Source organism: Paenarthrobacter sp. TA1.8, assembly GCF_048595705.1.
GTDB classification, from domain to species: domain Bacteria; phylum Actinomycetota; class Actinomycetes; order Actinomycetales; family Micrococcaceae; genus Arthrobacter; species Arthrobacter nitroguajacolicus.
Genome location: NZ_CP184287.1, coordinates 2,339,357 through 2,364,507, shown reverse-complemented (window position 1 = coordinate 2,364,507; position 25,151 = coordinate 2,339,357). Strand labels below are relative to the sequence as shown.

Here is a 25,151-nt window from a genome sequence, read left to right as displayed (position 1 = left end):
GGCAGTCACCTGAATTGAAAGCGGCACCCGGAATTCAGTGCGACTTGTGCAACGCCAGTCATTTCCAGTGCCAGGGCTGACGGCTGGGGCGACACAGGCTGTGGAGGGTAGGCCATGAAAATGGACAGTTGGCGGTTGCCATCGGCGCTGCTGATGGCAATGCTTCCGTACCCTGGAATGTCGCCTGCATGGCCGTAGTAGAAGCCGTTGGTGCAGCGGTCATCCCAGTGGTCCAGGCCGAGGCCATAGTCGGCAAACACCGTGCCCTTCATGGCAATGAGGCTCGCCGGGGACAACAACTGTCCCCTTAGCAGCGCAGCTTGGAAGACCAGGATGTCCTCCACTGTGGATACCAGGCCTCCGTTGGTGATCCCGTCCGGGAGCCCGGTGCCGGTAACGTCCACGGTTTCTCCCTCCAACTGGACATATCCGTGGATGACGTCATCGGGGACAGAGGAGTCGGCATTCAGGAACTCCGTGGATTTGAGATTCAAGGGCGTCAGGACGTCCGTTCGCAACACAGCCCCCAGCGGCGCACCTCGAAGCTGCTCCACTACCCGGCCCAGCAGGGCATCAGCATTGAGTGCCGCGGCGGGCAGGTCAGCGGCAGGTACGGCAGCGGCGTCGCCAAGAAGCTGGCGGATCGTCACGGGACTATTTGCCGTGAGGGCTCCGGGAAGGTACGCGGTGACGGGGTCGTCCAAACCCAGCCGGCCCTCTTCCACGAGCTTCATCACGGAGACAGCCAAGAAGGTCCGGAACTGTTCACCCACAGGGAAACGGTCACCCGACTGTACAACGGCCTGTCGCTCCCGGCTCAAGACTCCTTCCGCGAGCGTCCATTCCTGCTGGCCTACCTTGGCTTTGATGAGAACGGCAGACGCCCCTTCTTCGAGCTTCTCCCGCGAGAAGAGCTCCAGAGTGGCGCGGAGCTCCTGGAACGCAGGGGTGGTTGCAACGCTTTCCGTGGGCGCCGGAGAAGTGGTGAGCGTGGGTGCGGCAGGAGGGGCCGGCGTCGAAGCTTGAGCAGTTGTTGCCGGCGGGGGCGCCATGGCGGTGGTGGGCTGAACCGGCTGCGGTTCGGGGGTTTCGGTGCACGCGCTGAGGAAGAAACCGCTGAGCACCAATGCGCTGGCAGGCCAGCCGCATGTGAGGGCGGCAGTCAGTAACCCTCTCGCTGGACGTCGCGGCATACGTACTCCCGCTACTGTTTCTGCGGCCTACTCCTCCGGTGTGCGTGCCCGGCTCGGCTGCACGCGCATGGGTTCGCCCGGCATCTTGGGAAATTCCGGTGGGAAGGGCATTTCGCCCTGACCGTTCTTGACGTCGCGCTCCCACCACTTGAGCAGAACGTCGATGTCACCGGGGTGATGGTGCATGGATTCCCAAGGGTCGCCTACTTTAGCCAATCGATCCGGAACTGTCTTGATGGTGTATTTCGCAGGATCGGCGCTCTCCAGTTCGTCCCACGTCAACGGGCAGGACACCTGGGCCGTAGGTACGGCACGTGGACTGTATGCCCCGGCAATGGTCCGATCCCTGTTGGCTTGATTGAAGTCCACGAAAATCCTGGTCCCGCGTTCTTCTTTCCACCAGGCCGTAGTGACCTTCTCCGGCATTCGCCGCTCCAACTCGCGTCCAGCGGCGATCACGGCGTGGCGTACGTCGAGGAATTCATGCTTGGGATGGATAGGTGCATACACGTGGAGTCCCCGGTTGCCGGAGGTTTTGATGAACGCCGTGAGTCCGGCTTCTTCCAGCACGGAGCGCAGTTCCAGCGCAGCCGGGATGGCGTCGTCGAAGTCTGTGCCGGGTTGGGGATCCAAGTCGATCCGGAGCTGGTCGGGATTGTCGGGATCGTTGGCCCGGGACGCCCAGGGGTGGAACACCACAGTGTTCATTTGCGCGGCCCACACGGCAACGGCCGGCTCGTCGATCACCAGCTGGGGGTGTGAACGTGCGCTGGGGTAGGTCACGGGCACTGAACGGACGTACTCCGGGGCGCCTTTGGGCGGATTCTTGGAGAAGAACATCTCGCCCTCGATGTTCCCCGAGTAGCGCTGGAGGCTGATCGGCCGGTTCCCGTTTGCCGTCACGAAAGCCTCGCCGACGTCGATGAGGTAGTTGGCAAGGTCCAGCTTGGTCAGTCCGGCTTCAGGCCACATCACCCGGCTTGGACTCGAAATCCTGACCTCGCGGGGGCCGTCAGGACCAGGGACAGTCACGGTGGTTGCTTCGCTCGCCATGGCCACAAGCTACCGCGTTTAAGCCTTGCGCGTCAGCACCCGATGCGTTTTGGTGTCGTGGGCAATGATGGATGCATGCCAAACATTGAAACATCCGTGACCATCGCCGTCGGTGAAACCGAAGTGTCAGCCCTTCACATTCGGCCCCCGATGCCCTTCGCTACCCTTGTTGTGGCACACGGGGCGGGAGCCGGAATGGAACACCCGTTCCTGGAGGGTTTCGCTGGGGCAATGGCCGACGAAGGCGTGTCCACGTTGCGGTTTAACTTTCCTTACCGGGAGGCTGGCCGGCGTTTTCCGGACCGCCCGCCGCTGGCCATCGCTACATGGCGGGCAGTGATGGACAAAGCAGCTGAGCTAGGCCAAGGCGAACCCCTTTGGGCAGCGGGTAAATCCTTTGGTGGACGTATGGCTTCCATGGCAGTGGCCGAGGGCATGCCCGCAGGGGGTTTGGTGTACCTCGGTTATCCGCTCCACGCACCCGGCAAGCCGGAGAAACTGCGGGATGAACACCTCTACGGCGTCACTGTGCCCATGCTCTTCCTCCAAGGAACACGCGATACGTTCGCTACGCCGGAACTGCTGGAGGCAGTGGTGGCGAAGATAGGCCCGACGGCGACACTCCAGTGGAGTAAGGGCGGTGACCATTCGTTCGCGGTCAAGGGCCTGAAACGTGAGGCGGCCGAGGTTGGGGCGTCGCTTGCACCGGCGGTTGCTGCTTTCCTGCGGGCAAACGCCTAGGCCTGCTTCGGCAGAGGTTCGTGGCGAAGGAAGGACCGGCGAAAACGGCCCGTGCCTGCAGTGAGGGCACGGAGTTCTATCGCGTACCGCAGGAGCTCCTGGTCCGGCACTTCGGCGCTGATTTCCGTTCCTTCACCCTCAGCGGCGGTAGTGCCGGTCACACGACCCCGCCGTCCGGACATATCACTCATCACCGCGCCCACGAATTCGTCGGGAACGCTGATGACAACGGATGAAACGGGTTCCAGCAGCTGGATCCTGGCGCTGGCCGCAGCTTCCCTCAGGGCCAACGCCCCGGCCGACTGGAAGGCTGCGTCGGAGGAGTCCACGCTATGGGTTTTTCCACCTACCAGCGTCACCTTGATGTCCACCACCGGGAATCCGGCTGAGACACCCTTCAGCATTTGTGAGCGGACCCCCTTCTCGACGGAGGTGACAAACGTCCCGGGGATTGCCCCGCCCACGATCTTGTCGGTGAATTCGAAACCCTCACCGCGGGCCAGTGGCTCAACCTCAATGTCACAGATGGCGAATTGTCCGTGGCCGCCGGATTGCTTGACGTGGCGCCCATGTCCGGTTGCCTTGGTGGCAAAGGTTTCCCTGAGGGGCGTGATGACGTCCACGGTCTGGAGTTTGACGCCCTGGCTCCGCAGCCTGTCCAGGACAACCTCGGCGTGGGCCTCCCCCATGCACCACAGGATGAGCTGGTGCGTGTCCTGGTTGCGTTCCAAACGAAGCGTCGGATCGGCAGCTGCCACCTTTCCGATGCTCTTGGCCAGGGCGTCCTCATCACTGCGCGATGCCCCTTCAATCGCTACAGGCATCAAAGGCTCGGGCATGTTCCAGGTTTCGATGAGCAGCGGCGCCTCACGGTCCGAGACCGTGTCGCCCGTCTCCGCGCTTGCCAGCTTGCTGATGGCGCAGATGTCACCGGCAATGCACTCCGGAATGGCTTTAAGGCTCGAACCCACAGGCGTGTAGAGATGGGTGATGCGCTCATCGGCATCGTGGTCCTCGTGCCCCCGGTCCGCCAAGCCCCTGCCACCGATATGGATCGAAGAGTCTTCCCGCAGTGTCCCGGAAAAGACGCGCACCAAGCAGACACGGCCGAGGAATGGATCCACGGTGGTTCGCACTACTTCTGCGGCGAGCCGTCCGGCCGGGTCACACGGCAAGGGCTTCAGTGAGGAGCCGTCCAGTTTCATGACCGCAGGGGTGCTGCGTTCCAGCGGCGATGGCAAAGCATCCGTCAACAGTGCCATCAGTTCCGGAAGTCCCAGGCCTGTTTCGGACGACGTCGGCATCACCGGGAAGAAGCTGCCCCGTGCCACTGCAGTTTCAAGATCGTCGATGAGGTCCGCGAGGGGCAGTTCCTCACCGCCAAGGTACCGGTCCATGAGCGTTTCGTCTTCGCTCTCAGCGATGATTCCCTCGATCAGGGGTCCCCTTGCTGCTTCGACATCCGAAGCCGGGTCCAGGTTCCCCATCTCAGTGCTGTGGAGATTATCTGTGCCGTGGAGTACGCCGATGAGTCCGGCGTTGCCCACGGCCGGTAGATACAGCGGGAGAACAGATTCACCGAACGCTTCCTGGCAACGCACGACGGCGGCACTGAAGTCAGCGCGCGGATGGTCCAGTTTGCTGACTACCACCGCACGCGGCATTCGGATCTTCTCGCACTCGCCCCACAACGCAACAGTGGCACCGTCAATGCCATCAACAGCCGACACAACGAAAAGGGCCGCGTCCGCGGCCCTCAACCCAGCGCGCAGTTCGCCGGTGAAGTCGGTGTAGCCGGGGGTGTCGATCAGGTTGACCTTGATGTCCCCCACAAGAATCGGCGCTACGGACAACGTGACTGAGCGTTGCTGATGGATCGCGGAGGGGTCCGAATCACTGACAGTGGTGCCTTCGCTGATGGAGCCCATGCGGGTGATGGCACCTGTTGCGGCCAATAAGGCCTCCACCAGCATCGATTTGCCCGCACCCGAATGTCCCACGAGTGCCACGTTCCGGATTTTTGCTGGATCGCTCACCGCCAAGGCAGCTCCATTGTCACCGCGCCTGGTGTCGGTTGCGCCAGGTCCGGTTCCCTTTGCTGTTTCTCGCGTGCCCTTCGCGGACATGGGTACCTCCTGGTGTTTGTATCCCGGCACCGTGTCCGAACGCATCCAGTTCGAACGTTAAAGAGGATTGGACACCCTGAGGCGACCACAGGGCAAGGCCTCGCGGCGACGAAAGCCGGACAATCGCCGTCGGGCCCTGGAGCGACGGTCAACCACCGCGTTAAACGGTCAGCATCCCCCACAGCAACCACACCGACGCTACGGCGCATCCGGTGATCACCGCCGTGAATCCGGTCAGCCAGACGAACGCCGGGACGCCCGTGGTGCGGCCAAGAATGAAGGCATCAGAGGCAGCCAAGCGGTCGCGGCGCCGGGTGTGCACGCCGGCAAGCTTGAGTAGATCCCGAACACCGCCCACGGACAGGGCGACGCCGAGCGCCAGGACTACATAGTTGACTACTGCGGGCGTCGCAAACAGAACCAGGAGCTGCGCGATGGCAGCGCTCAACACAGCCACCAGGATTCCGGTGAGGTTTCTGAGGAAGATGAGCGAAACCAGCAGGATCAAAGCACCGATGGACATGGCTGCGCCCGACCGGCCACAGGCGAAGGCTGCGATCAGGCACAACCCGACGACCGCCGGTGCGGGATAGCCCCAAAACCCGGACCACGCTGCCCCGAACGCGCTCCGGCCACTGCTGACAAGGCGCCCCGAATGGTCGAGGCCGATCCGGAGCCCATGGACGAAGCGCCCAGTCATGAGTGCGGCGTAGGCATGCCCCAGCTCATGGACGAAAGTGACGTAGAGGCCGAACCACCTCCAGGTTGCGCGAGGGATGCTCAGGACGACGGCGCATGCGAGGATGCCCAGCAGGGCCGGTAGGGGCACGGCGGTGGTGTGCGTGTCGGTGAAGCCGCGGACCACCGCTTCCCACCAGTTTTGCGCGAAATTCACAGCACTGACGGCTGAAGACGGGAATGCAGGCCGGCGATGAGTATCTCGAGTCCGAAGTCGAAAGCTGCCTCGCCTCGCTCACTGGTGGGTCCTGCGTGAGCCAAGGCGCTGGTGAGGGCGGGGTACCCCTGCGCCGGTGGCGCCCAGACGACGTCGGGAGCTGCCAGGTCCAGCGCGAAGCCCAGGGCGAAGCTGTCTATGGTGGAAATTGCCGACATCACGTCCCGCCCGCGGAATCCCGCGGCTTCGAGGGCCACTGCCAGGTTCTCGTAGAGGGCCATGACCTGTGCGTCCTGAACGGTTTGGAGGACCAGCAGGGGCGCGAGTTTTGGATGGCGGGCAAAGGCGTCTCGATAACTCCGGACAATCGCGCGAAGTGACGCCTCCCAATCTTGCTCGTCCTCCAGGACGTAGGGGCTCTCGGAGATGATCCGGCCACGCATGAGCTCGAGGATCTCCTCCCGCCCGCTGACGTGGTTGTAGATGGAGGACTGGCTCACGCCGATCCGCTTGGCAAGTTTTGGCAGGCTGAAGTCCCCTGCCTCGTCCACCAGTTCAAGGGCAGCGGTGACGAGTGCATCAATCGATATCAGCGGGACCAGCGGGCGTGCCATACGGGTGTCTCCATTCAAGGTTGTTGTTACGACTCTAGCCAGAAGTTTGCGTCGAGGTATTGTGCGCGGGGTCACAAGGACATACGATAAACGAAAGCCTTTCGCTTAATGTTCGGCTTCTCCTGAAAACTCCCCTCCCCAAACACCCCAGAGGATCCCCATGTCTGACCTCGAAACCCGACCTCCGGCAGCAGACGCCGGGAATGGGCTCAAGCGCAACGCCATAGGCACCGGCGGCATCGCCTTCCTGGTGATCTCCGCGGCAGCCCCTCTCACCGTTATGGCCGGCGTGGCACCTGTAGCCATCGGCGTTGGGGGCATAGGCGCCCCCATGGGCTACGCCATTGCCGGAGCGGTCCTGCTGGTCTTCGCCGTCTCCTTCATGGCCATGACCAAACACGTCAAAGCCGCTGGCGGCTTCTACACCTACATCACCTTGGCCATGGGCAAAACCGTGGGCCTGGCCTCAGCCATCCTGGCGATCGTTTCCTATAACTGCCTGCAAATCGGCGTCTACGGACTGTTCGCCGTCCAGACCCAAGCCATGCTCCTCGCACTCTTCGGCTGGGACGTGCCCTGGCCTGCCGTCGCTTTGGTAGCAATCGCGGCCGTTTGGTTCCTGGGATACCGGGGCATCGATGTTGGCGCGAAAGTCCTCGGCGTCCTGCTTATCGCCGAGACTGCGATCCTGGCCATCATGGGATTCGGAATTCTTGCACGTGGCGGCGCTGAAGGCATCAGTTTCGCCTCGTTCTCCCCCGAGCATGCCTTCACTCCGGGTGTCCTGGCCATCCTGGCTGTCTGCTTTGCTGCCTTCATGGGCTTCGAGTCCACCGTGCTGTACCGCCGCGAAGCGCGTAATCCGGACAAGTCCGTTCCCCGGGCAACCTACATCGCAGTGGGTTTCATGTCCGTGTTCTACGCCTTCATTGTGTGGACCGTCATCCAGGCCTACGGCGATGGAAACGTGGTTGTTGCCGCCGGGGAGCTGGCCGATGGAATGTTCTTTGCCACCATCAACCAGTACGTGGGCCCATGGGCGGAAGTCGTCATGTACGTGCTGATCGTGACCAGCGTTTACGCCTCCCAACTGGCTTTCCACAACGCCATCAACCGCTACGTGTACATGCTCGCCAAAGACGGCGTGCTCCCCGCGTTCCTCGGCAGGACGCACCCCAAGTACAAATCACCGCACCGTGCAGGGCAGATCCAGACCATTCTCGCCGCCGTCGTCATCAGCATTTGTGCCATCGCCGGTGCGGATCCCTACAAGCAGCTGCTCATCTGGGTCAACACGCCGGGCATCTTCGGGATCGTGGCCCTGCAGGGACTGGTGTCGGTAGCTGCATTCATCTACTTGCGGCGTAACCCTGCCGCGGCCACGCACCGTTTCCTCATCCCCCTGAGCGTGACCTCGGCCATCCTGCTGTTCGGCGTGGTGGCACTGATCGCCATCAACATCGAACTCCTCACCTTTGCCGATGCGCTGACCAACACCATCTTGCTCCTGGTCGCGCCCGTTGTTTTCCTTGCCGGCCTACTGGTTGCCCGCAGGCTTCGCACCACCCGCCCCGACGTCTTTGCCCGGATTGGAAGCTTTGAAACCCATGACTCCTGACCTCATTGTCCTTGCCGACACCATTCACACGATGGATGAGCGACACCAGGACCAGTCGGTCCAGGCCGTCGCCGTCAGCGGCGGGTTGATCACCGCCGTCGGCAGCCGCCAAGACGCCAGGGACTGGCAACAGGCGGACACACGGGTGGTGGACCTCGGTAACGCGACGCTCACGCCCGGGTTGGTGGACTGCCATATGCACCCGGTGTTCGGCTTGGACCTGACAATCGGCGTCGACCTTGCCGGCGCTACGTCGCTGGATGAAGTCCTCACATTCCTGCGCGGAGAAGCAGCAGACGACGGCGGCTGGTTGCGCGGATGGGGACTAAACCCGAACGCTTTCGGAACTGTACCGTTGCACCGCAGTGTGCTGGACACCGTCACCGGGGACCAGCCCGCGCTTATTCGCTTGTTCGATGGTCATTCGGCATTGGCAAACAGCCGCGCCCTGGAACTGGCCGGAGTCCATGGCCGATTCGAATTCGACCAAGCCTCTGAGGTGGTCTGCGACGCGGACGGCGTTCCCACGGGGCTCCTGCTCGAAGCTGCGGCCATGGAATTGGTGCAGCGACACATCCCGCAAGAGTCCTTCGCCCAACGTAAAACGCGACTCGCCGAGCTCCTGGGGGACTTCGCCCGCTCGGGCCTGACGGGCGGCCACATCATGGACCACAGCGAGGAATCCACCGCACTCTTCCAGGCATTGGAGGCGGACGGCGAACTCCCGCTGCGGCTTCGGACCGCGCCGTGGTGCATGCCGGGCAGTGGTGAGGCCGAATGGAAAGAGCTGGCCCGCAGCATCGGCACCGGGGGCCGGCGCTGGTCCATTGAGGCCATTAAGCTCTTCGTCGATGGCACCGTGGACAACGGAACAGCCTGGCTCTACGAAGCTGATATTCACGGCCAATCCACCGCACCGTTCTGGCCGCGGCCCGAGGAATACTCCGCCGCCGTCCGGTACTTTGCCTCCCGCGGAATTCCCACAGCCACACACGCTATCGGCGATGCCGGGGTGGACCATGTATTGGAGGCCTTGGAATCGCTGCGAAACAACGTTCCTGCCGACATCCTGCACCGAACCGTCCACAGGATCGAGCACATTGAAACAGTGCCCGATGAGCTGGTGGCACGCTTCAAGGGCGCAGGCGTGGTGGCCAGCATGCAGCCGACCCATTGCACCCACTACTCACTTGCCGATCACAGCGACAACTGGTCTACGCGCCTTGGCTCGGAGCGGGCGGACCGGGCATGGCGCTGCCGTGATCTTCGCGACGCCGGAGTGACTCTGGGTATCGGCTCTGACTGGCCGATCGCGCCCTACGAGCCGCTTCCAATCATCGCGGACGCCCAGTTGCGCCGTCGTTCGGGGAATCCGGAGCAGGAGCCCATCGCACCGTCCCAGGCCCTCACAGCGCTCCAAGCTCTGGAGGGATACACCTGCCACGCAGCGAAAGCTGCAGGCCAGTGGGACGTTTCGGGCTCCATCACCGTGGGCAAGCGCGCCGATTTCACGGCGTTCGAGCTCGATCCCCTGACCACTGCCCCGGACGAATTCGCAGCAGGCAGCGTGCTGGGGACGTTTGTGGACGGGGAAATCCAATTCATGTTGGAGCGGCAGGCTTAGCCGGCCTTTCCGGGGACGAGCGGCTACATCCTGTTCTTCGTCTTGGCCGTGGCCGGTGCGGTCCACGGGTCTTCGGGCCAGGGATGCCTGGGGTAACGCCCATGCATCTCGGCCCGAACCTGGGAGTAGGGACCGGACCAAAAAGAGGCGAGATCGTCCGTGACGGCCAGCGGCCTTCCTGCCGGGGATAGCAAGTGAAACAGCACGGGGACCCTACCCTCCACGAGACGCGGCGTGCGGTCCCAACCGAAGCATTCCTGAAGCTTGACCGCCACAACGGGGCGGCCGTCGTCGTGACCACCGCCGCTGCTGTCCGAAACCTCGGGGTATTCGATCCGGACACGCGAACCACTCGGCACCGCCAAGCGCTCCGGCACGAGGTCTTCGAGCCGGGCAGCCTCCGGCCATGGGAGCAGGCGCCTCAAAGGGTCGACGAGGTTGATGGAACTTACCGAGGCGCCGGCGGCAATCGCTTCCAGCTCCGGGCCCAGCCAGTCCTCCAGCGTGGACAGCAGCGCGGCTTCGCGGACGTCGGGCCAGGGACTTCCGAGCTCACGGTGCAGCAACGCAAGGCGGCGGCGCAGGGCATCAGCTGCGGTCGACCAGCCGATCATGGACAAACCTGCCTTCGCCAACGCCTCGGAAACGGCATGACGCCCGGACTCGGCGCTGGGACGGATGGGCGTCGAGGACAAGACGATGGCTCCCATGCGGCGCTCCAGCCTGGCCATTACCCGGCCTTGGTCAAACTTCGCCCGCACCGTCTCCGTGAGGAGATCCGGCGCGGCAGCTTCCGCCATTTCAAGCGACAAGGGCGCGGCGGAACGGATGACCGCACCGGTGCCGGCGGCATCACGTCCCTGGGCGCGCGACACCTCGGCAACCGCGAGCCAATCGTGCCCGGACAGTGAACTGCCAGTGGGGAGCCCGGCCCGCGTCCCTGACGAGAGCAAGTACGTGGATGATCCATCGCCGGGTACACGCCTGGCCACGCGGTCAGGGAAAGCCAACGCCACCACAAAACCGGGCGCTTCCTTCGCCGTGACACCGGCAGGCGGTGTGGGATGCACGACGGCGGCAACCTCCTGCCGTACCCGCGTCTCCTTCTGTATCAACGACTCCATCCGCCTGACGTCTTCCGCGAAACGTCGGGCGCCCGGATCTGATCCGGAACGCAGCGCCGTAAGCAGCTTCGTGAGGTCAGCGCCGGGTGCCCTTTGATCGCCGGCAACGAGTGCTACTGTTTCAGCCGCTGCGCGTTGGCCCACAACAGCCGATCCATCCAACAAGGCACGGGCGAGCCGGGGGTCGGCTGGGATGCGCGCCAGGGTCTTACCCGCGGCAGTGACTGTTCCGTCGCGTGTAACAGCACCCAGTTCGCGGAGGACCTCCACGGCATCCTTTATGGCCGCGGCTGGTGGTGCGTCCGGCAGCTGCAATCCTGAACCGCCGGGCGCGCCCCAGCAGGCAAGGACCAAGGCAGCGCTGGTGAGGTCTGCAACGGAGATTTCGGGGGTCTGATGTGCCGGAGCTGCAGCATAGGCTTGCTGGTCATAGCAGCGAACCACCGTGCCCGGTCCTTGTCTCGCTGCGCGACCGGCGCGTTGATCTGCCGAAGCACGCGAACAGGAGACGGTCACGAGGCCGGACATTCCGCGCCCGGCGTCCCGTCGTGGTTCCCTTGACAGACCGGAATCGATGACCAACCGTACGCCGGGAACGGTCAGGGACGATTCAGCCAACGACGTGGACACAATGATCCGGGGCGGCCCGCCGGGTTCACGGCCGGATACTGCCCGGTCCTGGGCTTCCGGACCTATCTGTCCGTGCAGCTCGAGCACCTCCACACCTTGTGGCAGCTGACCGCGAAGACGAGTGGCGACGTCGGAAACTTCCCGGGCTCCCGGGAGGAAAACCAGTGCGTCTACCTCGGGATTCCGGCTCAGGGCCGCTGCGTAGGATGTCGCGGCCGTGTGGGCCACATGATCAAGGAAACCTCGGGAGACGCCGCGGGTATCCAGTCGATGCTCCCGGGCCGGAGCCCACAGAACCTCCAGCGGGTACAGCGCGGAAGGGCAGTCGACGACGGGAGCCGGCCCACCGCCGTCGAGCCCTGTCCCAAGCAGCTCTGCGAAACGCGGGGCGTCGAGGGTTGCCGACATGGCCACCAGCGTGAGGTCACCGCGCAACTCACGAACCTCCGCGAGCATGCCGACCAGGAGATCCGTTTCGAGTCCACGTTCGTGGACCTCATCCAGGACCACGGCGTGGACGTCTTCAAGGCCGGGGTCAGTCAGAAGACGTCGAAGGAGAATGCCTGGCGTGACGAATTCGACCACGGTGTCCTGGCTGACTTTGCTTTCACCTCGGACGGTATAGCCCACCCTGCCACCCAGGCGGCTTCCGTCCAACGTGGCCAGGCGGCGTGCGGCTGAGCGGGCGGCCACACGCCGTGGTTGAGTAACGACGACGCGTGGTTGGCCAGGGTTCTGTTCGGACACGAGATTGGCGAGCAGCGGCGGAACCAGTGTGGTTTTTCCTGTGCCGGGCGGCGCCTGGACTACTGCCGTTCCGCCGTCGCCTTGGTCTTGCAAGGCGTTAGCAAGCTTGGCGAGGGATTCCGCAAAGACCAGTCCCGTACCGATGGCGTCCAGTCTGAAAGTCACCAGACCATTGTCCCTGCTGCGTGGTGCAGAAAAGGCCACGCCCCATAGACGGGGGCGTGGCCTTTCTCATGATGCTGCTCTAGGAGTGCTGTGCATCTAGCCGATAGTGGAGGCGTCGATGACAAAGCGGTAGCGGACATCGGAGGCAAGAACGCGTTCGTAGGCGTCGTTGATCTTGCTGGCCGGAATGACCTCGATCTCGGCGCCAAGGCCGTGCTCCGCGCAGAAGTTCAGCATTTCCTGGGTTTCGCGGATACCGCCGATCGCGGAACCGGCGAAGCGGCGGCGACCCATAATCAGCGAGAACACGTTGACCGGCAGCGGCTCGGCGGGCGCGCCAACGTTGACCAGCGTGCCGTCGAGCGTGAGCAGCTGCAAGTAGGCGCTGATGTCGATGGAAGCGCTGACAGTGTTGATGATGAGGTCGAAGGTGCCGGCGAGCTGTTCGAACGTGGCGGGGTCGCTTGTGGCGTAATAGTGGTCCGCGCCCAACTTGAGACCGTCCTCCATCTTCTTCAGCGACTGCGAGAGCACTGTTACCTCGGCACCCATGGCGTCGGCGATCTTGACGGCCATGTGGCCGAGCCCGCCAAGGCCGACGACGGCAACCTTCTTACCGGGACCGGCGCCCCAGTGGTGCAAAGGCGAGTAGGTGGTGATGCCGGCGCACAGCAACGGTGCGGCGACGTCGAGGTCCAAACCTTCCGGGATGGTGACGACGAAGTCCTCATTCACCACGACGCTGCTGGAGTACCCGCCCTGCGTGATGGTGCCGTCACGGTCAACGGCGCCATAGGTACCCACGTTTCCCTGAAGGCAGTACTGTTCCTCACCGGCAAGGCAGTTCTTGCACTCCTTGCAGGAGTTCACCATGCAGCCGACGCCGACACGGTCGCCCACCTTGTGCTTGGTGACATCCGAGCCAACCTCGGTGACGATGCCGGCGATTTCGTGGCCCGGGGCCAAGGGGTACTGTTGCGGGCCCCAGTCACCGCGAACAGTGTGGATGTCCGAATGGCAGATGCCGGCGAACTTGATATCGATGTGGACGTCGTTCGGACCGACCTCGCGACGTTCGATGGTGGTCAGGGTCAGGTCGCCCGTGGCCGAGGGGGCAGCGTAAGCGTTAGCGGTAGGCATGTTTCTCCTGCGTGGTGAACGTTGTTGGATGTTTCCATCTAACCTCCTTTCCCTGAGTGAAAGGAGTTACTGCTGTTAGGGGTAATGACAGGGACTCCCTTAGCGGGCCAAAGGTCATACCGTTGAAGCATGGACAACCGGACAGAGACGCGCGATTTCCTCTCCACGCGACGGGCGAAGATCACGCCTGAGCAAGCGGGACTGGCCGCCTATGGCGGCAACCGCCGCGTACCGGGCCTCCGCCGCGGCGAAGTTGCCATACTGGCCGGAGTCAGCGTGGAGTACTACACGCGCCTGGAGCGGGGAAATCTCGCAGGCGTCTCGGAAAGCGTCTTGGAATCCCTGGCGAACGCCCTGCAGCTCGACGACGCCGAACGCGCCCACTTGTACGACCTTGCCCGCGCTGCAAGTGAAGGTGGCAGGTCACGACGCCGGCCGGTACGGAAACAGGTCATCCGGCCTGGCGTGCAACTCACCCTCGATGCGATCAGCGGTTCCCCTGCCTTTATCCGCAACGGTCGCCTGGATCTGCTGGCAACAAACGCCCTGGGGCGTGCTTTGTACTCAGATATTTACGACAGTCCGGCCGGGCCGCCCAATCATGCCCGTTTCCTCTTTCTCGATCCTCGCAGCCGGGATTTCTATACGGATTGGGAACGGGCGGCTAACGACACGGTGGCCATTATGCGGACCGAGGCGGGCCGCGATCCCTACGACCGGGGCCTCAGCGACCTTGTGGGTGAGCTGTCCACGCGCAGCGAGGAATTCCGGGTTCGTTGGGCATCCCATAACGTTCGCCAGCATTACACCGGTAAGAAGCACTTCCGGCATCGGATAGTTGGCGATCTGCATTTGTTGTACGAAGCCCTTGAGCTGTCCGCCGATGCCGGTTTGACCCTAACGGTCTACAACGCGGAACCCGGCACGGGTACGGCGGATGCCCTGCAGCTGCTCGCAAGCTGGGCCGCGACGACCCTCGCCATTCCTGAGGATGCCGGGGACCTCCGAAACATTCACAACAAGTAATCCAGCCATCAACTTCTACTCATTCGTCAACTTCACGCCGGAGGGCAAACGCTTCACGTCACCGACGGGGTCTGCTTGGTGCAGGCGCGCGGTGGTGAGGTCCAAGTGGTCCAGCATGGCGTCGTCTCGGAGCCGTCTGTGAGGCACGCGGTTTCCCACATGGCCAGGTGACTCATGAAGTGGTCCGGAGCCGCGCCGTGCCAATCCCATTCGCCGGGCGGCGTGTAGACGGTTTGGCGATGCCCACGCTGTAGGCATCCGACGCCAGCATTTTCCGTTGGTTACCGCCGAATGCCCCCTTCTTTGCCGTCATACAGAAGGGTCATTGCAGAGGAGCTAATAATGTCAGAGCTCCATGACAGGGTTGGTTTATGGGAGCAATCGGGCAGGTCGTGGCACGGCGGGCGGGTTCGCCGCGCGCCGATGCGCTGCTGCGTCAGCGATCCCTGGGCGTCCCTGTCCGGACGGCCACATTGAGGGGTTCGACGGCGGCCGACACTTTCGCGGGTAGCCCTCGAGGCGCTGGGCTGCTTCCCGGATTGGAGTCTTTGAGCGGCTTACCGGATTTCAGCACCGGTGACGGCGTGAACTCCTTGGACGCTGCGCCTGGTTTGCCTTTAGTCTTGGCGGCCGACATCAAGCGCAGAGCAAGTCTGATCGAAGCCAGCCGGCCTTCACCCTGTGCTGTGGGCCAGCCGCTTGAGCAGGCGAGCGAAGCCCTGGGGTTGCTTCGTGAATCCGTAGTCGATGAGGCGGGGTTGTTTGGTTTTGTTGAGGCTGCCGATTTCGCGGGTAGGGTCGAGGAGATCTCCCGGTCGTTGGAGTACTTGCAGGTCGTCGCGGCGCAGGCGGTGGAACGGACTCGGAAAGAAGCACAGCAAGCGTCGCCGGGGGCGTCCGGGTTCGGGGCCGGGCCGGGATGGCGGACGGGGTGGACTGAACCGGAGCCAGCATCCGAGGTGGCGCCAGGAAACGATGTGGGGCCAGGACCCGAGGTGGCGCGGGTTTCCGTTGGTGAAGCACGCTCCATAAGCGCAGGAGCTTCCGTGGCTGGGGCCAGTTCCGGAGTCGGGGCGGGTTCCGGAGGGCGGGCCGCCGTTTCAACAGTGAGTCCTTTGGATGACGGGTACCGGAATGCCGCTGAGTTCCTTCGGGCCCGGTTGCGGATCAGCATCGGGGAAGCCCGGCGCAGGCTCGCCCTCGCGGCCGATGTCCTGCCCCAGACGGGAATCGCAGGGCAACAGATCCCGGCCCGCCGCGAAGTGTTGGCCGACGCCCTGGCCTCAGCCCTGGTACCGTCCCGTTCGGCGACGATCATCAGCGCCGCCCTGGACACCGTCCGGCAACTCACCGATGAGGACACCATCACCCGGATGGAACACGCCCTCACCACCACCGCGATGGAATCCGACCCGGACTTCGTCACCAAAATGACCAAACGCTGGACCGACAGGATCGACCAGGACGGTACCGAACCATCCGAAGAAGTCCTCCGCCAACTCCAAGGCGCGTTCCTCCGCCGCCGACGCCGCCACGGACTCCACCACCTCGAAATCTTCGCCACCGCCGAACAATACGAAACCCTCACCACCGCCATGAACACCGCCACCAACCCACGACTCACCACCGGCAACCATCCCACCGGCAACCATCCCACCGGCACCAATCCCATCGGCAGCAAGCCCAGCGGCCCGGACCTGGACCGCCGCAGCCGGGCCCGGAAACTCCTCGACGGCCTCGTCGGTGCCTGCGCCCTGGCGATGACCACCGGGAAACTGCCCTCCAACGGCGGACTCCGACCCCAACTCACCGTCACCATCGACGAACGCGACCTCTTCGAACAAGTCAACGACCACCAACGACTCAGCACCGGCACAGCAACCTTCACCGGCCCGATCCACCCGAACACCATCCGCAAAATCGCCTGCGACGCCGACATCATCCCCGTCCTCCTCGGAACCGACTCCCGCGTCCTGGACATCGGCCGCACCACCCGGATCTTCCCACCCCACATCCGCAAAGCCATCACCGCCCGCGACGGCGGCTGCGCCTTCCCCGACTGCACCATCCCAGCACCCTGGTGCGAAGCCCACCACACCACCTACTGGTCCCACGGCGGCACCACTTCAACCAACAACGGCACCCTGCTCTGCAGCCACCACCACCACCTCATCCACAAAGAACAATGGCGCATCGACATCACCACCGGAGTCCCCTGGTTCATCCCCCCACCCCACCTCGACCCCCAACAAACACCACGACGCAACCACCACCACACACCCCAGAGAACATAGAAATGTCGTGATTTGTCAGCTCTGCTGGTCTGCCAATTCTGCGATCTTCCGCTCCAGCGCGCTCCGTTCGGCGGCGTTCGAACACAGGCTGAGTGCTTCGACGAGGGCTGCCTTGGCCTCCACGAGACGGCCCAGCCGGGCAAGGAGTTCGCCTCGCACTGTCTGCACGAGGTGTGAGCCATGCAGCCCACCCCTCTCTGCAAGGGCTTCCACGAGGTGAAGCCCTACGGCCGGACCCGCAGCCATGGCAACCGCGACTGCATGATTCAGTTCAATGACGGGCGATGGAACCAAACGTCCCAGTGCCTCGTACAGGATGACAATTCGTTGCCAATCCGTGTCCTCTGCTGCCCGCGCCACCGCGTGGCATTCCGCAATGGAAGCCTGCAATCCGTAGGCGCCAAGACCGCGGCCGGCCGCCACCGCCGTCGAAAGTGCCGCCCGGCCCCGGCGTATCGCAGACTGGTCCCACCGGCGCCGATCCTGGTCTTCGAGAAGGACAGGTTGACCGGCTGCGTCGAGCCTGGCCGGGAAACGTGCGGACGTCAGTTCCATCAGGGCCAAGAGGCCAAAGACTTCGGGCTCAGGGGCCAGCCGAACCAAAACCCGTCCCAGACGACGTGCTTCGCTGGCCAGTTCCGTGCGCATCCAGGAGTCGCCGCCGGACGCAAAGGCACCTTCCGAGAAAATCAGGTAGAGCACCTGCAGCACTGATCCCAGCCGCTCCGGTATATCAGTTTTCTCGGGCACCACGAACGGCACGTGCGCCGCTGTCAGGGTCTTCTTGGCTCGTGTAATGCGGGCTTGGACGGTGGGAACGGGGACCAGGAACGACTTGGCAATCTCCTCCGTGCCCATACCGCCCACGACTCGAAGAGTCAGCGCAATTCGCGACTCTTTGGACAACACGGGATGGCAGGAGACGAACATCAATGCGAGGACGTCGTCATCGATGGCATCCGGATTGAACAAAACGTCCATGCCCGGTTCCTCCTCTGACAGGTCACGGGCCAACAATGCGTACTTTTCGTCGCGAACAGCACGACGCCGGAACGAATCGATCGCCCGGCGCCGGCCGGCCGTAAGGAGCCAACCCGCCGGCTCTGCGGGGATGCCATTGACGGACCAGGACACGAGAGCTTCTGCCAGCGCTTCCTGTGCCAGGTCCTCTGCCAAAGTAAAGTCGCCGGTATAGCGGGCAAGGGCGCCGACGATGCGGGCGGATTCGCTCCGCCACACCGCTTCGACGGCGGCCCTTGCCTCATTGCTGCTCACGACGGTCGTTGATGACCGGGGTTCCGGCGGCGAATCTCAGAGCTGGCCGGTCTGCTCGCGCCATGCGCGTTCCTTTTGAATCCATTCGTTGTCCTGAGGGAACTCGTCAATGCTGGTGACGCGACGGATTTCGGTCTTGGTACCTGCAGTCATTGGCGCACGCTTCGCCCATTCGATCGCTTCTTGCTTGGAAGCTACGTCCAGGATGTAATAGCCGCCGAAGAGTTCTTTCGTTTCACCGTAGGGGCCGTCACTGACCACCGGGGTTTCACCGGTGAAGTCCACCACCACTCCGTCCTTGGCATCGTCCAGGCCTTCGGCGGCCAAGAGGACTCCGGCGCGGATCAGCTCGTCATTGAATTTGCCCATTGCCTCGAGGATCTCGTTGAAATCGATGTTCTCGAACTTGGCGTAGGAAGCGTCGTCTGCCCGCATGATCAACATGTATTTCGCCATTTGACTCAATCTCCTGTGTCGTGGAAAGCCGCCCTTCGACCTTCTCATCCATAGGTCGAACCGCGCGAGCAGAAATCGACAACTGGTTGAAACAAATTCCTGGTTCTTTGTTGGCGTCACCGGCGTACCCTGAAGGGACGGTGGGAAACGATTCTGTTGAGTCCACCGGTAAGTGGTTCGAGGCATCATGGCACCGGAACGTTCGTCCGATGGAATTCAGCCGGACCGGGGTGCCGCCCGGACGGTCCTTTCGTACTCCGCACTCCTGAAGTCTGTACGTAGTGCCGGATTGCTGAAGCGCCGCAGAGGGTTTTACATCACGGTCTTTGTGATCCTGATGGTGGCTTGGGCGGGAACCTGGAGTGGGTTGATTTTGCTGCGGGACACTTGGTTCCAGCTTCTTATTGCGGCCGGAATGGGCGTGGTCCTCACCCAGTTCGCGTTCCTGGCCCATGAAGCCGCGCATCGGCAGGTGTTCAAGTCCAAGGGCTTGAATGAGTGGTCCGCGCGGCTTGTTGGTACAGGCCTGGTGGGTATCAGCTATTCAATGTGGGCGCAGAAACACACCCGTCACCACAACTTTCCCAATGTGATCGACAAGGACCCGGATATCCATACCGGCGCAATCGCGTTTCATCCCGAAGCGGCAAGCTCGCGCCGGGGGGTGATGGTTCATGTCACCCGCAAGCAAGGCTGGTTGTTGTTTCCCTTGCTGTTCTTCCTGGGCGTCAGCCTGCACATTGATTCCCTGAAGTATCTGCTGCACCAGAGACAAGTCGATCACCGCTGGGTGGAGATCCCTGTCATCATGCTTCGACTCCTCGTGGTTCCGTTCCTGGTTTTCGCGTTGCTGCCGTTAGGTATGGCGTTCGCTTTCCTCGGAGTTCAGTTGGGTGTCTTCGGTTTTTATATGGGTGCGTCTTTCGCCCCAAACCACAAAGGCATGCCAATACTGCCCGGTTCAACCAGGGCAGACTTCCTCAACCGTCAGGTGCTCACTGCCCGGAACATCTCCGGTGGCCGATTCATGGACACGCTGATGGGCGGACTGAACCGGCAGATTGAACACCACCTCTTCCCGGACATGCCTCGCCCCTACCTGCACCGCGCGTCCGGCATCGTGAAGGAGTGCTGCGGCGAACTGGGCATTCCTTATACCGAAACCAGTTTGTTGGCGTCTTACACGGCGGTAGTGAAGTACTTGGATGACGTCGGACTCTTCGCGGGTGAACCTTTCGAGTGCCCGGTCATGGACCAGTTCCGGCCGCGATAAGGGCATCCCGGGGCGCCGCAACAAGGATCCCCCGGATACGTCCGGGGGATCCTTATGCGGACGGGTTTCGCGCAGTGGTCTTAGCGCCCGCCTCCTCCGATGACACCGGCTTCAACGGCTTTGGTCACGGCATCAGCTTCGGCTTGTGTGAGCTTGCCGTCCGTGACCGCCTTGTCCAGCTTGGTCTTCAGGGCCGCGGAACGTTCAACTTGGCCCGCGGCTCGAATTTCTTCCAGTGCAGCGGTGACCTTGGCTTCGTCTACGCCCAATGCTTCAGCGAGCGACTTCGCCAGGGCGGCATCCTGTGCCGTACGGTCCGGCTTGGTTCCTTCCGCTCCTTCGGCGGGCGGCGTGGTGGGTTTGTTTGCCTCACGGAACGCCTTCAAGGCTTCGGTGACCTTGGCCTCGTCCACACCGAGCTTGGTGGCCAATTCAGCTGCTATTTGTCCCCGATCGCGTCCGTGCCCGCCAGGCTTTCCGCCACGATCTGAGGGGGTGGTTGCATCCCCGGACGACGTGGTGCCAGGGGTCGACGTAGTGCTCGGCGACGGCGTGGTGGCCGCCGTCGCGATGCTGGTTGCACCAAGTCCTGCGCCTAGTGCCAGAGCTCCGGCTGCCATGCCCAGGCTGATTCTCTTGATTTTCAACATATGCCTCTCCTCAATGAGCCGCTAGTACGGCTGGTGTCTGAGGGACGGTCAATGGTTCCGTCCTCTTAACACCATGAGAGACCCACCACAGCCCCGGCTGTTTCGAACCTGTCATTGGGCTGTGAAAATGAACCGGTTTCTGTGAGGGCTGTCCTCAGCGGACGGCGGGCTCAGCGGCCGCGGTCCAGCGCGTCCAGCAACCTCTTAACCGATCCGCCCAGATTCCAGTCCTTGGCCAGTTGCTCAAGTTCAGTGCGAGCCTCTCCTGTGACGGGGCGCAGTTCAGCGCCTGCTTCTTCCAGCGTCGGCACCTTCAAGTCGCGCACGACATTCACGACGGCGGGCGCCACCTTAAGATAGTCAGCCGCCGCGGACAGCTTGGCCCGGACGGAAGCCGACAACCCGCCGTCGGGGACTTCCGCCGCCTCAAGAAGTCCCTGCAATGAACCGTGCGTGCCAAGCAACGACGCCGCCGTCTTTTCGCCGATGCCGGCGACTCCGGGCAGCCCGTCGGAGGCATCGCCCCGGAGTGTTGCGTAGTCGGCGTATTGCTGGGGCAGGACACGGTACTTGCCCACCACGACGACGTCCGTGAGGACTTCCAGGTTCTTCATGCCGCGCGCCGTGTAAATGATGCGGATCCCACGGTCGTCATCCACGAGCTGGAAAAGGTCGCGGTCACCGGTAACCACGTCCGTCGGGAAGGTCGCCAGGCTCGCATAGGTCCCAATAACGTCATCAGCCTCATGCTCGTCAACTCCCACCACAGCGATCCCGGCAAGGTCCAGTACTCGGCGGATCATGGGAATCTGCGCCTCAAGCGGGTCAGGGACAACCTCTACATCCGGACCATTCGCAACGATCTCCGCGACCCTGTGCGATTTATAGCTGGGAATCAGGTCAACGCGCCATTGCGGGCGCCAATCGTTGTCCCAGCAGGCGACCAAGTGCGTGGCTTCGTAGTCGGTGGTGAGGCGGGCGATCATGTCCATCAGTCCCCGCACAGCGTTCACGGGCGTTCCGTCGGAACGGCGGATTGAGTCGGGTACACCGTAGAAGGCGCGGAAATACAAGGAGGCAGTGTCCAAGAGCATCAGTCGCGGCATACCTGATCCTGACATGCCCATGGTTCAATCCGCCGGAAGCTACACAAGGTTCCGTCATAAGACTCTTCAAGGACTTGAACACGGGTGTGAGCCGCATTACGATTATCTGAGCGATAATAGAATACGTTGTTCTATTATCGAACATCGTAACGAGATAGCCCACAAAGAAGTGAGGAAAGCCTGTGCAGTTCCACCACCACGGTTACGTATCCGGTGACCCTCGAGTCGAGCCGGCCGACGGCGTCGGAATTAACCGCCCAGCCGAGCTTCCCGACGAAGTTGACGTCCTTATCGTGGGCACGGGCCCGGCCGGCATGCTGACCGCGGCACAGCTTTCCCAGTTCCCTGACGTCACCACACGAATCATTGAGCGCCGCCCCGGGCGGTTGGCCATCGGCCAAGCCGACGGCATCCAAGCCCGCAGTGTCGAGACTTTCCAAGCCTTCGGTTTTGCAGAGCGGATCACTGCCGAGGCGTACCGCATCACGGAAATGGCGTTCTGGAAGCCGGACCCGGCCGACCACTCCCGGATCGTCCGGGCCGCTCGGGCAGTGGATGATCCCGCCGGGATCAGCGAGTTCCCTCACCTGATCGTCAACCAGGCCCGGGTCCTGGACTACTTCGCAGAATTCATGGCCAACTCCCCCACACGCATGACACCGGACTACGGCTACGAGTTCCACAGCCTCAACGTCACCGGCGAGGGCGACTACCCGGTGGAGGTGACCCTTGGCCACACATCCGGGTCCAACGAGGGCCAGGAACGGGTCATTCGCGCCAAGTATGTGGTGGGCGCAGACGGAGCGCGCAGCAAGGTCCGCGAGTCCATCGGATGCCACCTGGCCGGCGACCAAGCCAACCACGCATGGGGTGTCATGGACGTCCTTGCCGTCACCGACTTCCCTGACATCCGCACCAAGTGCGCCATTCAGTCCGGCGCTGGCGGCAGCATCCTGCTGATCCCCCGCGAAGGCGGCCACCTGTTCCGCATGTACGTCGACTTGGGCGAAGTCAACCCAAATGACAAAGGCGCCGTGCGCAAAACCACTATCGAACAGATCATCCAGAAAGCCAACGACATCCTTCACCCGTACACCCTGGACGTGCGCAACGTGGCCTGGCACAGCGTTTACGAGGTAGGCCACCGGCTCACGGACAGGTTCGACGACGTTCTGCCGGAGGAGCGCGGTACGCGCACCCCGCGGGTGTTCATCACCGGCGATGCGTGCCACACCCACAGCGCCAAAGCCGGACAGGGCATGAACGTGTCCATGCAGGACGGCTTCAACATCGGCTGGAAACTCGGCCACGTCCTCGAGGGCCGCAGCCCCGAAAGCCTGCTGGACACCTACTCGGCTGAACGCCAGGTAGTGGCGAAGAACCTCATCGACTTCGACAAGCAGTGGTCCACACTGATGGCCAAGAAGCCCGAAGAATTCGAAGACCCCGCAGAACTGGAGACTTTCTACACCAGTACCGCCGAGTTCCCGGCAGGTTTTATGACCCAGTACGCGCCCTCAATGCTGGTAGCGGAGGCACGGCATCAGGAGCTCGCCACGGGCTTCCCTGTGGGTAAACGCTTCAAATCGGCCCCCGTCCTGCGGGTCTGCGATACCAACCCCATGCACCTTGGGCACCACGCCAAAGCGGACGGCCGCTGGCGCATCTATGTCTTCGCTGACGCGGCGCAGGCTGGATCCCAAGGACCTGTGGCGGACTTCGCCGAGTGGATCGCGAACTCGCCGGACTCACCGCTGGCCGCGACGCCGTCGGACGCTGACCGTGACGCTTGGTTCGACGTGAAGGTTATCTACCAGCAGGACCACACCAACATTGATATCAACGCTGTACCTGCAGCGTTCAAACCCACCGTAGGGCCGTTCAAGCTCACCTACCTTGAGAAGGTCTTCGGCACAGACCCCAACAACGACATCTTTGAGCTCCGCGGCCTCAGCCGCGATGGCGTGGTTGTAGTCGTTCGGCCGGACCAGTACGTCGCCCACGTGCTTCCGTTGACAGCGACAGCTGAACTCGGCAACTTCTTTGCCCCGTTGCTGTCAGCAGGGCGTACTGAGGTCACGGCGAAGAAGCCGGGCCTGGTGAGCAATCAGGCATAGCCCGCCGGACGTTTATGGTTTTTGTCCCCGCTTAGGCGTACAACGGGCGTATGGGCAGAAGTCGCGTCGGGGCCCTGATGGTCCTGATGCTCATTGCGTTGTTCCTCAATGGTTGCACCGGTGGTAACGCCGGTCCGTCGCCGTCTCCAACTGCGTCCAGCGCTGCGATTGTTTCGTTGGAGGGCACCATCAAGCGCTTCATGGATGACGGGGTCACGTCTGTAGTCGTGCAGGTCCGCTGGCCGGGCGGAGAATGGTCGAAGGCCTATGGCGTCCGGGACGGCGGGACGAACGAACCAGCACGCCCCGAAGACAGGTTTTCCATAGGTAGTGTCACGAAATCGATGACCGCTGCCGCCGTGATGAAGCTCGTGGACGAAGGCCTCATAGGGCTTGACGACCCGGTGAACGGGATCCTGGAGAGTTTCAACACCCCGTTGAAGCCTCCGGGACCCATCACCGTGCGCCAACTCCTGAGCCACACATCAGGGATGCCTGAATTTCTGTCCGTGTATGAGCAATCCGGGACGCCTAAAGAACTGATAACAAGTGGATTCAGTATGCAGCGCGGACTGGAGATGACTGCAACGTTGCCTTGGGACCCCGGGAACGTTGGGCAGTTCGCGTATTCGAACAGTAACTACCTTGCCCTCGGACAGCTGCTGGAGAAGCTCCGGGCAAAAGCAATTGGGGATGTGCTCAGGGACGACATCTTCCGGCCGCTCGGCCTTGACCGCTCGACCCTTAGTGCACAGGACCGGGAAGCGCAGGACAACCTTCGTACCTATATAGAGGTGGATGGAGAACGCGTGGAGGTCACGCAGGCCGAGCAGTTGATCGGCTTCCCGGGAGGCGGCGTGGTCTCCACCGCTGAGGATGTCAATGACTTTTTCCGCGGCCTTTTCACAGGGGGCTTGATATCTGCCCCAGCCCTCAAGGAAATGAAGACAGTGGAATCCACCAACTACGCCCTCGGACTCATGCGGTGGCGTGACACGTGCTCCTCTTCCGGCTATCGCTACGGTCACCGCGGGAGCGTCACCGGTTACCTCACCACCGCCATGGTGAGTGACGACGGCGACTCTCAGATCGTCGTCGCGATGGCACTGCCCACACTGCCTATGAAAGTCGGCGATCCAGTCACCGCACGCAAGGTGGATCATTACGATTCACAGATGGAATTGGCCGCCAACAAGGCACTGGACCAGTTGTGTGCTTGACTCCAAACGCCCTGGGGTAACGCTGGTCCAACGCCACACCGTGACTGCTGTTCTATAGTGTCGG

Annotated in this window: 20 protein-coding genes; 8 read left to right on the top strand and 12 right to left on the bottom strand. The window is 62.7% G+C overall.

Annotated elements, in window-relative coordinates:
• Nucleotides 1–5: 5 nt before the first annotated feature.
• The gene (locus ACNAOT_RS10890) at nucleotides 6–1,193 is read right to left on the bottom strand and encodes a serine hydrolase domain-containing protein (protein ID WP_420181054.1); all 1,188 of its coding nucleotides are present in this window, start codon (nucleotides 1,191–1,193) and stop codon (nucleotides 6–8) included.
• Nucleotides 1,194–1,220: 27 nt separating this feature from the next.
• Nucleotides 1,221–2,246 carry a non-homologous end-joining DNA ligase gene (gene ligD, locus ACNAOT_RS10885; protein WP_420181053.1) on the bottom strand — a complete coding sequence of 342 codons (1,026 nt, stop codon included), beginning with the start codon at nucleotides 2,244–2,246 and terminating at the stop codon, nucleotides 1,221–1,223.
• 75 nt (nucleotides 2,247–2,321) lie between these two features.
• On the opposite strand from ligD, the gene ACNAOT_RS10880 reads away from it, so the two are divergent.
• Nucleotides 2,322–2,987 (top strand): alpha/beta family hydrolase, encoded by a 666-nt coding sequence (locus ACNAOT_RS10880; protein ID WP_420181052.1) that lies wholly within the window; start codon nucleotides 2,322–2,324, stop codon nucleotides 2,985–2,987.
• On the opposite strand, the gene ACNAOT_RS10875 is transcribed toward ACNAOT_RS10880, so the two are convergent.
• From ACNAOT_RS10875 to ACNAOT_RS10865, 3 genes are all read right to left on the bottom strand, one after another.
• Nucleotides 2,984–5,113: an elongation factor G-like protein EF-G2 gene (locus tag ACNAOT_RS10875; protein WP_420181051.1), complete on the bottom strand. Its 2,130-nt coding sequence runs from the start codon at nucleotides 5,111–5,113 to the stop codon at nucleotides 2,984–2,986. The two genes, ACNAOT_RS10880 and ACNAOT_RS10875, sit on opposite strands and share 4 nt — an antisense overlap.
• 160 nt (nucleotides 5,114–5,273) lie before the next feature.
• Nucleotides 5,274–6,008 carry a M50 family metallopeptidase gene (locus ACNAOT_RS10870; RefSeq protein ID WP_420181050.1) on the bottom strand — a complete coding sequence of 245 codons (735 nt, stop codon included), beginning with the start codon at nucleotides 6,006–6,008 and terminating at the stop codon, nucleotides 5,274–5,276.
• Nucleotides 6,005–6,622, bottom strand: coding sequence for a TetR/AcrR family transcriptional regulator C-terminal domain-containing protein (locus tag ACNAOT_RS10865; RefSeq protein ID WP_364305015.1), 618 nt, complete (start codon nucleotides 6,620–6,622; stop codon nucleotides 6,005–6,007). The genes ACNAOT_RS10870 and ACNAOT_RS10865 overlap by 4 nt, the downstream gene beginning before the upstream one ends.
• Before the next feature lie 160 nt (nucleotides 6,623–6,782).
• On the opposite strand from ACNAOT_RS10865, the gene ACNAOT_RS10860 reads away from it, so the two are divergent.
• Nucleotides 6,783–8,240, top strand: a complete 1,458-nt coding sequence (locus tag ACNAOT_RS10860) for an APC family permease (protein ID WP_420181049.1) — start codon at nucleotides 6,783–6,785, stop codon at nucleotides 8,238–8,240.
• Nucleotides 8,230–9,864 (top strand): amidohydrolase, encoded by a 1,635-nt coding sequence (locus tag ACNAOT_RS10855; RefSeq protein ID WP_420181048.1) that lies wholly within the window; start codon nucleotides 8,230–8,232, stop codon nucleotides 9,862–9,864. Before ACNAOT_RS10860 ends, ACNAOT_RS10855 begins: the two co-directional genes overlap by 11 nt.
• 23 nt (nucleotides 9,865–9,887) lie before the next feature.
• Here ACNAOT_RS10855 and hrpB read toward each other — a convergent pair whose 3' ends face one another.
• A complete protein-coding gene (gene hrpB, locus ACNAOT_RS10850) occupies nucleotides 9,888–12,530 on the bottom strand; it encodes an ATP-dependent helicase HrpB (protein ID WP_420181047.1) in 2,643 nt (880 codons plus the stop codon).
• Nucleotides 12,531–12,626: 96 nt separating this feature from the next.
• Nucleotides 12,627–13,670: an NAD(P)-dependent alcohol dehydrogenase gene (locus ACNAOT_RS10845; protein ID WP_091467277.1), complete on the bottom strand. Its 1,044-nt coding sequence runs from the start codon at nucleotides 13,668–13,670 to the stop codon at nucleotides 12,627–12,629.
• Between the two features lie 129 nt (nucleotides 13,671–13,799).
• On the opposite strand from ACNAOT_RS10845, the gene ACNAOT_RS10840 reads away from it, so the two are divergent.
• A complete protein-coding gene (locus ACNAOT_RS10840; RefSeq protein WP_091467276.1) occupies nucleotides 13,800–14,696 on the top strand; it encodes a helix-turn-helix transcriptional regulator in 897 nt (298 codons plus the stop codon).
• A 15-nt stretch (nucleotides 14,697–14,711) separates the two neighbouring features.
• Here the strand turns inward: ACNAOT_RS10840 and ACNAOT_RS10835 are convergent, their stop codons facing one another.
• Entirely contained in the window at nucleotides 14,712–14,843 is a 132-nt protein-coding gene (locus ACNAOT_RS10835; protein WP_420181046.1) for a hypothetical protein, read from the bottom strand.
• A 224-nt stretch (nucleotides 14,844–15,067) separates the two neighbouring features.
• On the opposite strand from ACNAOT_RS10835, the gene ACNAOT_RS10830 reads away from it, so the two are divergent.
• Nucleotides 15,068–16,990, top strand: coding sequence for a DUF222 domain-containing protein (locus ACNAOT_RS10830; RefSeq protein WP_420181045.1), 1,923 nt, complete (start codon nucleotides 15,068–15,070; stop codon nucleotides 16,988–16,990).
• Between the two features lie 15 nt (nucleotides 16,991–17,005).
• Here ACNAOT_RS10830 and ACNAOT_RS10825 read toward each other — a convergent pair whose 3' ends face one another.
• Nucleotides 17,006–18,265: an RNA polymerase sigma factor gene (locus tag ACNAOT_RS10825; RefSeq protein WP_420181044.1), complete on the bottom strand. Its 1,260-nt coding sequence runs from the start codon at nucleotides 18,263–18,265 to the stop codon at nucleotides 17,006–17,008.
• A gap of 36 nt (nucleotides 18,266–18,301) precedes the next feature.
• Nucleotides 18,302–18,721, bottom strand: a complete 420-nt coding sequence (locus ACNAOT_RS10820; RefSeq protein WP_091467271.1) for a YciI family protein — start codon at nucleotides 18,719–18,721, stop codon at nucleotides 18,302–18,304.
• A 187-nt stretch (nucleotides 18,722–18,908) separates the two neighbouring features.
• Between ACNAOT_RS10820 and ACNAOT_RS10815 the strand changes: the two genes are divergently transcribed.
• Nucleotides 18,909–19,994, top strand: coding sequence for a fatty acid desaturase family protein (locus ACNAOT_RS10815; RefSeq protein WP_420181043.1), 1,086 nt, complete (start codon nucleotides 18,909–18,911; stop codon nucleotides 19,992–19,994).
• An 80-nt stretch (nucleotides 19,995–20,074) separates the two neighbouring features.
• Here the strand turns inward: ACNAOT_RS10815 and ACNAOT_RS10810 are convergent, their stop codons facing one another.
• Nucleotides 20,075–20,644, bottom strand: a complete 570-nt coding sequence (locus ACNAOT_RS10810; RefSeq protein WP_420181042.1) for a Clp protease N-terminal domain-containing protein — start codon at nucleotides 20,642–20,644, stop codon at nucleotides 20,075–20,077.
• Between the two features lie 170 nt (nucleotides 20,645–20,814).
• The gene (locus tag ACNAOT_RS10805) at nucleotides 20,815–21,765 is read right to left on the bottom strand and encodes a 5'-3' exonuclease (protein WP_420181156.1); all 951 of its coding nucleotides are present in this window, start codon (nucleotides 21,763–21,765) and stop codon (nucleotides 20,815–20,817) included.
• Between the two features lie 167 nt (nucleotides 21,766–21,932).
• On the opposite strand from ACNAOT_RS10805, the gene ACNAOT_RS10800 reads away from it, so the two are divergent.
• Both ACNAOT_RS10800 and ACNAOT_RS10795 read left to right on the top strand, forming a co-directional pair.
• Entirely contained in the window at nucleotides 21,933–23,867 is a 1,935-nt protein-coding gene (locus tag ACNAOT_RS10800) for an FAD-binding monooxygenase (RefSeq protein ID WP_420181041.1), read from the top strand.
• A 50-nt stretch (nucleotides 23,868–23,917) separates the two neighbouring features.
• Complete coding sequence (locus ACNAOT_RS10795; protein WP_420181040.1) at nucleotides 23,918–25,087, top strand: serine hydrolase domain-containing protein; 1,170 nt, start codon at nucleotides 23,918–23,920, stop codon at nucleotides 25,085–25,087.
• Nucleotides 25,088–25,151: the final 64 nt, after the last annotated feature.

What these genes read in the sequence shown, in the direction of transcription:
- ligD (WP_420181053.1), bottom strand. Translation starts at nt 2,246, where the DNA reads ATGGCGAGCGAAGCAACCACCGTGACTGTCCCTGGTCCTGACGGCCCC.
- ACNAOT_RS10845 (WP_091467277.1), bottom strand. Translation starts at nt 13,670, where the DNA reads ATGCCTACCGCTAACGCTTACGCTGCCCCCTCGGCCACGGGCGACCTG.
- ACNAOT_RS10880 (WP_420181052.1), top strand. Translation starts at nt 2,322, where the DNA reads ATGCCAAACATTGAAACATCCGTGACCATCGCCGTCGGTGAAACCGAA.
- ACNAOT_RS10875 (WP_420181051.1), bottom strand. Translation starts at nt 5,113, where the DNA reads ATGTCCGCGAAGGGCACGCGAGAAACAGCAAAGGGAACCGGACCTGGC.
- ACNAOT_RS10865 (WP_364305015.1), bottom strand. Translation starts at nt 6,622, where the DNA reads ATGGCACGCCCGCTGGTCCCGCTGATATCGATTGATGCACTCGTCACC.
- ACNAOT_RS10820 (WP_091467271.1), bottom strand. Translation starts at nt 18,721, where the DNA reads ATGGCGAAATACATGTTGATCATGCGGGCAGACGACGCTTCCTACGCC.
- ACNAOT_RS10805 (WP_420181156.1), bottom strand. Translation starts at nt 21,765, where the DNA reads ATGTCAGGATCAGGTATGCCGCGACTGATGCTCTTGGACACTGCCTCC.
- ACNAOT_RS10795 (WP_420181040.1), top strand. Translation starts at nt 23,918, where the DNA reads ATGGGCAGAAGTCGCGTCGGGGCCCTGATGGTCCTGATGCTCATTGCG.
- ACNAOT_RS10830 (WP_420181045.1), top strand. Translation starts at nt 15,068, where the DNA reads ATGGGAGCAATCGGGCAGGTCGTGGCACGGCGGGCGGGTTCGCCGCGC.
- ACNAOT_RS10810 (WP_420181042.1), bottom strand. Translation starts at nt 20,644, where the DNA reads ATGTTGAAAATCAAGAGAATCAGCCTGGGCATGGCAGCCGGAGCTCTG.
- ACNAOT_RS10860 (WP_420181049.1), top strand. Translation starts at nt 6,783, where the DNA reads ATGTCTGACCTCGAAACCCGACCTCCGGCAGCAGACGCCGGGAATGGG.
- ACNAOT_RS10815 (WP_420181043.1), top strand. Translation starts at nt 18,909, where the DNA reads ATGGCACCGGAACGTTCGTCCGATGGAATTCAGCCGGACCGGGGTGCC.
- ACNAOT_RS10855 (WP_420181048.1), top strand. Translation starts at nt 8,230, where the DNA reads ATGACTCCTGACCTCATTGTCCTTGCCGACACCATTCACACGATGGAT.
- ACNAOT_RS10840 (WP_091467276.1), top strand. Translation starts at nt 13,800, where the DNA reads ATGGACAACCGGACAGAGACGCGCGATTTCCTCTCCACGCGACGGGCG.
- ACNAOT_RS10890 (WP_420181054.1), bottom strand. Translation starts at nt 1,193, where the DNA reads ATGCCGCGACGTCCAGCGAGAGGGTTACTGACTGCCGCCCTCACATGC.